This window comes from Streptomyces sp. A01, from assembly GCF_059026195.1.
Window position 1 is genome coordinate 38,523 of sequence record NZ_JBWLKN010000044.1, and the last position, 7,095, is coordinate 45,617.

At 72.5% G+C, this 7,095-nt stretch carries 7 protein-coding genes; all 7 read left to right on the forward strand.

Annotation, left to right across the window (positions count from 1 at the left end; translation table 11 throughout):
- Positions 1–114: 114 nt before the first annotated feature.
- Positions 115–1,185 (forward strand): Gfo/Idh/MocA family oxidoreductase, encoded by a 1,071-nt coding sequence (locus AC5P1B_RS33775; RefSeq protein WP_493891833.1) that lies wholly within the window; start codon positions 115–117, stop codon positions 1,183–1,185.
- Positions 1,175–2,068, forward strand: a complete 894-nt coding sequence (locus AC5P1B_RS33780; RefSeq protein WP_493891834.1) for a sugar phosphate isomerase/epimerase family protein — start codon at positions 1,175–1,177, stop codon at positions 2,066–2,068. Before AC5P1B_RS33775 ends, AC5P1B_RS33780 begins: the two co-directional genes overlap by 11 nt.
- Positions 2,065–3,450 (forward strand): M20/M25/M40 family metallo-hydrolase, encoded by a 1,386-nt coding sequence (locus AC5P1B_RS33785; protein ID WP_493891835.1) that lies wholly within the window; start codon positions 2,065–2,067, stop codon positions 3,448–3,450. The genes AC5P1B_RS33780 and AC5P1B_RS33785 overlap by 4 nt, the downstream gene beginning before the upstream one ends.
- The gene (locus tag AC5P1B_RS33790) at positions 3,447–4,580 is read left to right on the forward strand and encodes an Ldh family oxidoreductase (RefSeq protein WP_493891836.1); all 1,134 of its coding nucleotides are present in this window, start codon (positions 3,447–3,449) and stop codon (positions 4,578–4,580) included. Before AC5P1B_RS33785 ends, AC5P1B_RS33790 begins: the two co-directional genes overlap by 4 nt.
- Complete coding sequence (locus AC5P1B_RS33795; RefSeq protein WP_493891837.1) at positions 4,577–5,542, forward strand: Gfo/Idh/MocA family protein; 966 nt, start codon at positions 4,577–4,579, stop codon at positions 5,540–5,542. The genes AC5P1B_RS33790 and AC5P1B_RS33795 overlap by 4 nt, the downstream gene beginning before the upstream one ends.
- Positions 5,539–5,946 carry a DUF6917 domain-containing protein gene (locus AC5P1B_RS33800; RefSeq protein WP_493891838.1) on the forward strand — a complete coding sequence of 136 codons (408 nt, stop codon included), beginning with the start codon at positions 5,539–5,541 and terminating at the stop codon, positions 5,944–5,946. The genes AC5P1B_RS33795 and AC5P1B_RS33800 overlap by 4 nt, the downstream gene beginning before the upstream one ends.
- Positions 5,930–7,095: 1-deoxy-D-xylulose-5-phosphate synthase N-terminal domain-containing protein (locus AC5P1B_RS33805; RefSeq protein ID WP_493891839.1), on the forward strand; the 1,166-nt coding region annotated here is incomplete at its 3' end. The genes AC5P1B_RS33800 and AC5P1B_RS33805, both read left to right, overlap by 17 nt.

The window sequence follows — 7,095 nt, forward strand, 5'->3', positions numbered from 1 at the left end:
ATGGCAAGAGGCTGCACGCGCGGCGGTACTCCAGGCAGTTATCTGCTAAGGACGACCGCGTCAAGTCTGACGTACGGTGGGCACTTTCGTACGTACATGCATAAGGAGATCGCAATGCTGCACACACTGCTCGTCGGGCTCGGACGGTCAGGACGAGAGCTGCATCTGCCGATACTCCGCCGTTTGCGGCAGGACGCCGGAGTCGGCTCCGGAAACGCGGCTTCCACCACTCCCTTCGCCGCCGCCACACCGCTCGGCTACGACCTGCTGCCTCAGTCTGAGGACCAGTCCGTGCCAGGTTTGACCGTCGTGCCCTCGCTGGCCGAAGCCCGCGCCAGGCTCGAACCGGAGACCACCGTCGTCCACTTGTGCACGCCACCGGGCGAGCGTGCCGAGGTGCTGCGCGAACTCGCGGGCCACGGCTTCCGCTGCTTCCTCGTAGAGAAGCCACTCGGCCTCGACAGCGCCGCGGTGGAGGACATCCGTGCCGTGCGGGACGAATACCGGTTGCGGCTCGCCGTCGTCGCGCCCTGGCTGCACAGCACGCTCACCGAGCGGCTCCACCGCACCGTTGTCTCCGGGCGGCTCGGCGCGCTGCGCCGGATCACCGTCCACCAGCGCAAGCCACGGCTGCGCAGGACGCTCAGCACGCCCAGCCACCCGACCGCGTTCGACGTGGAGCTGCCGCACTCCGTCGGCGTCGCCCTGCGGCTCGCGGGCGGTGGGCGGATCACCGACGCCGCCTGGACCGACGCCAGGGCCGGTGATCAGGTGGTGCCCCACATGGGCACCGCCGAGCTGACCCTCGCCCACGACGAGGGCGTGTCCACGCGGATCGTGACGGACCTGGTCTCACCCATACGGGAACGCAGCATCGTGCTCGACTTCGACGCGGGCGTCGCCGTCGGCCACTACCCCATCAGCGGCGACGACAACTACGCCCAGCTGTACGTCACCCCCACCGGCCTGCCGGAGGAGCGCGAGATCTTCCAGGAGGACGCGCTCGACGCATGCCTGCTGAGCTGCTACCGCGGATTCGTCGAGCATGCCGACCTCACCGCGGACTTCGAACTCCAGGCCCAGGTGGTGGAGCTGCTGGAGAGCGCCAAGCGGCACGCGGCCTCCGGCGAACCGGTGGCAGCGGCGGCCACGTCACACAAGAACGGGAGCGTCCATGTCGGCTGACGCCACCGGGACCAGCGCGGGAACCGCGCTACCGGCGGGAATCGCGCTGTGCGGGATCGGCGACGAGGCGGGAGCCTCGCTGGACGAGCAGATCACCGCGCTCACCACCCTCGGCTGGGGCCATATCGAACTGCGCAACATCGACGGGACGGCCGTGGCCGACCTGGACGACGCCGCGTTCGACCGGCTCGTGGAGCGCCTTGACGCCGCCGGGCTCGCCGTCACCTGCGTGGACTCGCGGATCGCCAACTGGGCCCGCCCCGTCACCGGCGACTTCGACCAGGACCTGCGGGAGCTGGACATCCTCGCCCAACGCTGCCCGCGCCTTGGCACCCGCAACGTCCGCGTCATGTCCTACCCCAACGACGGGCTGCCCGAGGAGCGCTGGCGCGCGACGGTCCTGGACCGGATGAGCACGCTCGCCGCCCGCGCCGAGGACGCCGGTCTCGTCCTGCTGCACGAGAACTGCGCGGGCTGGGCCGGGACCGAGGCCGCCCGGATGCGCGAGCTGCTCGACCACGTGGCCAGCCCCGCCCTGCGGCTGCTGTTCGACGTCGGCAACGGTGTCGCCTACGACTACGAGGCGTACGACCTGCTGCCCGAGATCGCGCCGTATGTCGCGCACGTCCACATCAAGGACGCCCTGGGTACCCCCGAGGACGCCGGCTACACCCTTCCCGGCGACGGCCGCTGCCGCGTCGCCGACTCGCTGCGCTACCTCCTCGACCACGGCTACACCGGCGTCTGGTCCATCGAACCGCACATCAACGTACGGCCGCACGAATCACTCGCCGTCGAAGGCAGGGACGGCGTGGACGCCTTCATCGACTACGGGCGGGCCCTGGAGAAGCTGATCGACGGCCTCACCAAGGAACGGGCGTGAGCGGCGAGCAGGCGGGTGCCCCCGGCGCCGGTCACGTCGAACTGCTGCCCGCCGAGCGGGACCTGCTGCTGCGGCTGATCGGCATGCCCACAGCGGGTCCGCTGGAGACCGGCCCCGACGGCCCGCGCCCGCAGCTGTGGGAGGCTCAGCGCGCCTACGCGGAGGCCGCGGCCGAACTGGGCTTCACCGTGCTGCACCACGCCGCGCCCGACCCGTCCGTGCTGGACCGCGACGGCGTGCCCGTCACCGTCCGCGAGGCCGCCGCCGCGATGCCCGGCTTCCTGGACTGCCAGCCCAGCATGGTGCTGCGGCTCGGGCCCGCGCTGCCGCGCGAGCGGACCGTCATGTTCAACGTCCACCTGGACACCGTCGCCGGGTGGGAGCCGCCGCGCTATGAGAACGGACGCTTCCACGGCCGGGGCGCCATCGACGCCAAGGGACCCGCCGTCGCGCTGCTCGCGGGACTGCGCGCGGCGCGGGCCGCCGTGCCCGGACTCGGCGACAGCGTCAGCGTGCTCATCCAGCTCGTCGCCGGGGAGGAAGGCGGGGCGATGGGCGTCTTCGGCACCCGCCCGCTCGTCGAAAGCGGCCACACCGGCAGGCTCAACATCTTCTGCGAGCCCACCCGGACGCTGCTCGTGCCGCGCTCCACCGCCTCGGCCACCGCCCGCGTCACCGTCGCCGGGCAGGACTCCATCGACGACAGGCCCGGCGGCGGCCACAACGCCACCGTGCTCCTCGGCTACCTGGCCCAGCACCTCGCGGAGCGGCTCTCCGGGCGCGTCGAAGGAGGCCGGGTGTGCGTCGCCGGACTGCACACCGGCGAACTGCACAACAAGGTCTACGGCAGCGGGCGGCTCCTGCTGAACCTCGCCTACCAGACCACCGAAGCGGGCCAGGCCCTCCAGCGGGCCCTGGCCGACGAACTCGCCGCAGGACTCGCCGCCTTCACCGCCCACTTCGGCGGCCTCCCCGACTTCGCCCTGACCGCGCGCGAGGCCGCCGCGGTCACCACCCTGGACTGGCTCAAACGCGGCCTTCCCGCGCTCAGCAGCGCCGACCCGTGGGCCGAGGAACTGCTGACCTCGGGGGCCGGACTGCGCTACGCGCCCGACGGCTCCGGAGTCTGCACCTGCGACGCCATCTGGATGCACGGCGTCCCCGGCGCGTACACCGCCGTCTACGGGCCCGGCGACCTCGACGCGAACGGCGCCCACGCCGAAGGGGAGCACGCCGACCTCGCCGACCTGGAGTCCTTCGCCACCGGCGTCAGCTCCCTGCTCGCCCACTTCGTCCGCGCCACAGGGCCGGCAGGCCCGGCCGGCGCCCCCCGACCCGCCGGCTACAGCCGCACCGCCCTAGCCAGGAACGGATCGTCATGACACCGACGCCACCCACAGCCGAGGACACGGCCCAGCGCATCCCGTACGAGGCCCTGGTGGACTTCGCCACCGAGGTGTTCACCGCCCGCGGCCTGCCGGACGGCCGGGCCCGCACCTCAGCCGAAGCCCTGGTCTACGGAGACCTCGCGGGCATGCGCTCGCACGGCCTCACCAACCTCACCCGGCTCTACCTGCCGCTGTTCGACGACAAGCGGGCCGACCCCGGCGCCGAGCCCGAGGTGCTGGCCGACAAGGGCGCCTCCGTCCTGCTCGACGCCCGCAAGGGGCTGGGCCTGTGGGTCGCCAGCGAGGCCATGGACCTCGCCGCCGACCGGGCCGCCGAATACGGCATAGGCATGGTCTCCGTGCGCGACGCCACCCACTTCGGCTGCGCCGGGTTCCACACGGCGCGCACCGCCGAGCGCGACATGATCGGCATCCTCGCCTCCAACTGCGGCGGCCAGCGCATCGCCCGGCCACCGGGCGGCAAGGTCGCCATGCTGGGCACCAACCCCATGAGCGTCGCCGCCCCGGCGGGCCCCGAGCTCCCCCCGTACGTCCTGGACATGAGCACCACGGCCGTGCCGACCGGCAAGATACGCGAGGCCGCCCGCGCGGGCCGCGCCATCCCCGAGGGCTGGATGGCCGACGAGCGGGGCGAGCCCATCACCGACCCGCACGCGCTCGACCGGGGCGAGGGCTTCCCGCTGTGGCTGGGCGGCCGACCGGAGACCGGCGCGTACAAGGGCTACGGACTCGCCCTGCTCGTCGAAGTGCTGGCCGCGCTGGTACCCGGCGCGGGGCTCGGCCCCGACCCCGAGGCGTACAGCGGCACCGGCGGCCCTTCCGGGCGCGACGACGACATCGGCATCCTCGCGCTTGCCGTCGCACCCGGCGCGCTGCGCCCCGTCGACGGATTCCTCTCCCAGGCGGGCGGGCTGTTCCAGTCGCTCCTGGACTGCCCGCCCATCGACCCCGCCGCGCCCGTCAGCTACCCCGGCGCACGAGAGGCAGCCGTCGCCGCCGCCGCGCGCGCCGACGGCGTGCCGATCAGCCCCGCGCTCTACGGGGAACTGTGCGAGGTCGCCACCCAATGGGGACTCCAGGCCCCGGCTGGAGAGCGCGCGTGAGCGGCAGGCTGCGGGTCGGGATCGTCGGGCTCGGCGTCATATCCCGCTTCTACGTGAAGGCCTTCGACGAGCTCTCCGACGTCGAGCTGGTGGCCGTGTGCGACCTGCGCCAGGACGCGCTGGCCCCGTTCGAGGGCAGGGCGCGCACCTACCGGGACCACCAGGCGATGATCGCCGACGGCGGTCTTGACGCCGTGGTCGTGAACGTTCCCAACGACGTGCACGCCCTGGTCTGCGGCCACCTCATCGAGGCCGGGCTCGCCGTCTGTGTGGAGAAGCCGCTCGCCACCCGCGTCGAGGACGGCAGGGAACTGGTGCGCGCGGCGCGCGAGAAAGGCGTGGTGCTCTTCACGTCCTTCCACCGCCGCTACAACGACAACGTCCTCGACCTCATCGCCGGGCTCCCCGCGGACGTGGGCGTCAAACACCTCACCGTCCGCTACCTGGAGATGATCGAGGAGCACGCCGGGGACGACCACTGGTACCTGGACCCGGAGCGCTGCGGCGGCGGTTGCGTCGCCGACAACGGGCCCAACGCCTTCGACACCGTCCGGCAGATCGTCGGCGACGTGACGGTCACCGACTCCAAGGTGATCCGCGACGCCCAGGGCACCGACCGGCAGGCCGACGTCGCGCTGCTGGCCTCCTCGGGCGCCACCGCCCGGGTCCTGCTCGACTGGGCCTACCCGGGCGAGACGAAGGACGTCGAGGTGACGCTCACCGACGGCACCGTGCGACGCGCCGACATGCTCGGCGGGCACAACGGCTTCAAGACCTCGCTCTGGCACGAGTACGTCGGCGTCCTGCGGGACTTCGCGACCGCCGTCGCCGGTGCGGAGGACCGAAGCGGGGGCGGCCTGGCCGCACTGGAACTCGTCGCCGAGGTCTACCGCCGCGAGGCGGCCGAGAAGAACACCACGCCAGGCAGCACCACGGCGGACACCAAGGGAGGCACCCGATGAACCCCGAAGAAGACGGTCTGAAGCGGCCGGTGACCGGCGGCCTCGTCAAGATCCTCACCCACAAGCGCGATGACCGGGGCATGGAGCTGACGGAGTTCGCCAGCCGCTGTGTCCGCCGCGAGGAGATCCACGAACTGGTCACCACCGACCACGACGACCCCTCGACTGGCGCTGTCATCGACCGCGTCGGCTTCCTCGGCTTCGTGGAGGTCAACTCCGGCGGCGTCATCGACCGGGGCGACGAGGTGCGCGTCGACGGGCACCTGGTCGGCACCGTCCTCGGCTTCGACTCCTGCCACTTCCCGAACCACTACAACATCCTGATCGCGGCCGACAAGACGTCCACGGGACCGGACCTCGGACTGAGGCCCGACATGGAGGTGCGTTTTGACCCTGCGCCCTGACAGACCGGCGCAGCCCGCCGCGACACCCCTGCTCGACTCGCTGTCCGGCCCCCGCGCCGTGCGGGCCCTCCCCGCGTCCCGGCTCCCCGAGCTGGCGCGGGAGATCAGGGGGTTCCTGGGGGAGGCGGTGTCGCGGGCGGGTGGGCAGCCCGGTCCGAATCTGGGTGTGGTGGAGCTGACGATCGCGCTGCACCGGGTCTTCGACTCGCCGCGCGACAGGCTGCTGTGGGACACCGGCCACCTGTCGTACGCGCACCGGCTGCTGACGGGACGCACGAAGTTCCGGTTGCGGGGCCGGGGCGGCCTCGCGGGGTGTTCCCCACGGCGGGAGCCCGAGCACGAGGTGATCGAGCACGAGACGGCCGGGAACGCGCGCGCGTCGACGGCTCTGTCGTACGCGGACGGGTTCGCGAAGGCGCACCGGCTGCGGGGGCTGCGGGACCGGCATGTGGTGGCGGTGATCGGGGACGGCGCGCTGACGGGCGGGATGGCCTGGGAGGCGCTGAACAACATCTCCGCGTCGAGGAACCTGCCGCTGGTGATCGTGGTGAACGACAACGGCCGCTCCCACGCGCCCGCCCTCGGCGGCCTCGCCCACTATCTGGCGACGTTGCGTGCCAACTGGGGACGTGAGCGGCTCCTGGAGTGGGGCAAGGACGCCGTGGGCGACCGCCCCGAGATGGGCGCCGCGCCACTCGGGACCCTGTACGGCGCCACGGTGGGATTCCGGGACTTCACCGCCCCCCGGGGCCTCTTCGAAGACCTCGGCTTCGCGTACCTGGGCCCGGTGGACGGCCACGAGGTCAAGGCGGTCGAGTCGGCGTTACGGCGCGCCAAGTCGCTCGGCGGGCCGGTGATCGTGCACTGCGTGACGCGCGAGGGGAACGGTCAACCGGCGGAGCGGCACGAGCCCGGCCGGGGCCGCGCCGACGGGGCGGTCCCCGGCGCACCGGAGGCCACGCCGCTGAAACCGTCGTGGACGTCGGTGTTCTCCGATGAGATGGTCCGTGTCGCCACCGACCGCGAGGACGTGGTGGGCATCACGGCGGCCATGCTGCGGCCCGTAGGTCTTGAGGCGTTCGCGAAGGAGTTCCCCGAGCGGGTCTTCGACGTCGGCATCGCCGAACAGCACGCGGTCACCTCAGCCGC